The 2,019-nt window shown below is 67.8% G+C and carries 4 protein-coding genes; all 4 read right to left on the bottom strand.

The window, feature by feature from the left end:
- Positions 1-43: 43 nt before the first annotated feature.
- Positions 44-274, bottom strand: a complete 231-nt coding sequence (rpmE, locus tag ACOJSF_RS05630) for a 50S ribosomal protein L31 (RefSeq protein WP_420141244.1) — start codon at positions 272-274, stop codon at positions 44-46.
- 85 nt (positions 275-359) lie between these two features.
- Positions 360-812, bottom strand: coding sequence for a 3-hydroxyacyl-ACP dehydratase FabZ (gene fabZ, locus ACOJSF_RS05635; RefSeq protein ID WP_420141245.1), 453 nt, complete (start codon positions 810-812; stop codon positions 360-362).
- A gap of 32 nt (positions 813-844) precedes the next feature.
- The gene (locus ACOJSF_RS05640) at positions 845-1,447 is read right to left on the bottom strand and encodes an OmpH family outer membrane protein (RefSeq protein ID WP_420141246.1); all 603 of its coding nucleotides are present in this window, start codon (positions 1,445-1,447) and stop codon (positions 845-847) included.
- Positions 1,447-2,019 (bottom strand): BamA/TamA family outer membrane protein (locus ACOJSF_RS05645; protein ID WP_420141247.1); only part of this gene is annotated, 573 nt, incomplete at its 5' end. The genes ACOJSF_RS05645 and ACOJSF_RS05640, both read right to left, overlap by 1 nt.

Raw genomic sequence — 2,019 nt, forward strand, 5'->3', positions numbered from 1 at the left:
AGATTGCGGCGTCGTGGCCCAGGGCCGCCGACGCCGCGCGATGCTACTTCTTGCCGAGCGTGAGGCCGCCGAAGCGCTTGTTGAAGCGCGCGACCTGGCCGCCCTGATCGAGCAGCTGGCTGCGTCCGCCGGTCCACGCCGGGTGGGCGAGCGGATCGATGTCGAGCTGCAGCGTGTCGCCCTCGGCGCCCCAGGTGGAGCGCGTCTCGAACACGGTGCCATCGGTCATCTGGACCTTGATGGCGTGATAATCGGGGTGGATGTTCTTCTTCATGACGTACGTCCCATGATTGGCTGGTTACCGACCAGCCCGGAAGGAAGCGGCGCCCATAGCGACAGGGCGACGAAAAGGAAAGCGCCTAGGCCGCCTTGGGCGGATCGGCGATCATCGCGGTGAAGTTCGCTTGCGCCGCGACCTTGCCGTCGATCAGCGCGCGTCCGGCGAACTTGCAGACGGTGGCGCGCTTCTGGACGAATTCGACCTCCAGGCGAAGCAGCACGCCCGGTTCGACCGGGCTGCGGAACTTCGCCTCGTCGATCGCCATGAAGTAGACGAGCTTGCCCGACCCGGCGAGGCCGAGGCTTTCCACCGCGAGCACGCCGGCCGCCTGCGCCAGCGCCTCGACGATCAGGACGCCCGGCATGATCGGGCGGCCGGGGAAATGCCCTTGAAAGAAGCCTTCGTTGATCGTCACCGCCTTGATCGCGGCGATGCGCTGGTCGGGGCCGAGTTCCTCGACCCGATCGACCAGCAGCATCGGATAGCGATGCGGCAGCGCCGCCATGACCCGCGCGATATCGAGCGGGCCCATGCCGGCGCTCGCGGCGCCCTCCCCCTCGGCCATTAACGGCCCTGGGTCGGCTGCTGCGACGGTTGCGCCGGGGCGGCCGCGCCCTGCTGCTGCTGTTGCGGCAGCGCGATGCTCGGCGTCGGGAAGGCGGCGTCGAGACGCTGGATCACCACCGAGGTCACATCCTTGGTGCTGTCCGCGGCGAACACCGAACCCTTCGGGATCACGACATCGGCCTTGCGCTCGGCACGGACCTGCTCGGCGATCGGGCCGACGCGCTCGATGATCTGCTGGCGAACGAAATCCTCGGTCGCGCGAACCTCCTGCGCCAGCGCCTGGAGCTGCTCCTGCGCCTGCTGCGCGCGCTGGCCGGCCTGCTGCGCGGCGGTGACCTGTGCCGGAGTCGGCTGGGCCGGCGCCTTCACCGCCTGCGCGGCGTTCGCGGCGGTCTGATAGGCCTGCACGGCGGTGTTGAACGCCTGATTGCGCTGGGTGATCTGCGCATCATACTTCGCCTTGAGCTGCGCGGTGCCGCTCTTGCCCGCGGCGGACTCGCCCAGAACGCGGGAGACGTCGACCACGACCACGCCTTCGGCGAAGGCGGGCGTCGCGGCGAGCAGCGCGGCGGCTGCCGAAAGCTTCAGGATCGTACGCATCAGAATTGGGTTCCTACATTGAAAGTGAAGAGCTTTGGATCATCGCCCTCGCGGGTTACCAACGCCTTGGCGATATCGATCCGGAATGGACCGAAGGGCGAGTTCCAGTTCACGCCGATGCCCACCGATACACGAGGTTTCCACGTGTCGCCAAGGTAGCGTTCCTGGAAGCCGGGGATCACCGATCCGAACGGGGTAAGGCCCGTGGCGCAGGTCACGCCAGGCGCGACCGTCTGCGACGGAAGGCTGGTGCCGTCGCTGGGATTGGCATCGACGCACAGCCGCTGGCCGCTGGCGTCGAGCACCTCGCGGAACTGGCCGCCGGCCGGGATATTCGTCAGCACCGGGCTTTTCAGCCCGAACACCGAGCCGACATTGGCGAACAGCGACGGCCGGATGCCCAGCTCGCGCGCCGCATTGCCGAGCGGGAGCAGCACCTCCAACTTACCGAAATAATAGGCCCGGCCGCCCAGTGAGTCGTCGCTCATCTGGCTGCGATCGGTCACGAGGTTGCCGGTGGCATCATAGGGGATGCGGAGCACGCGCGGGCCGATGCCGCGAATATCGAAACC

It is taken from the genome of Sphingomonas sp., from assembly GCF_048594985.1.
GTDB lineage: Bacteria > Pseudomonadota > Alphaproteobacteria > Sphingomonadales > Sphingomonadaceae > Sphingomonas_I.

Bases quoted from the DNA above. Each gene is read 5' to 3' on its own strand.
- rpmE (WP_420141244.1), bottom strand. From the start codon at position 274: ATGAAGAAGAACATCCACCCCGATTATCACGCCATCAAGGTCCAGATG.
- fabZ (WP_420141245.1), bottom strand. From the start codon at position 812: ATGGGCCCGCTCGATATCGCGCGGGTCATGGCGGCGCTGCCGCATCGC.
- ACOJSF_RS05640 (WP_420141246.1), bottom strand. From the start codon at position 1,447: ATGCGTACGATCCTGAAGCTTTCGGCAGCCGCCGCGCTGCTCGCCGCG.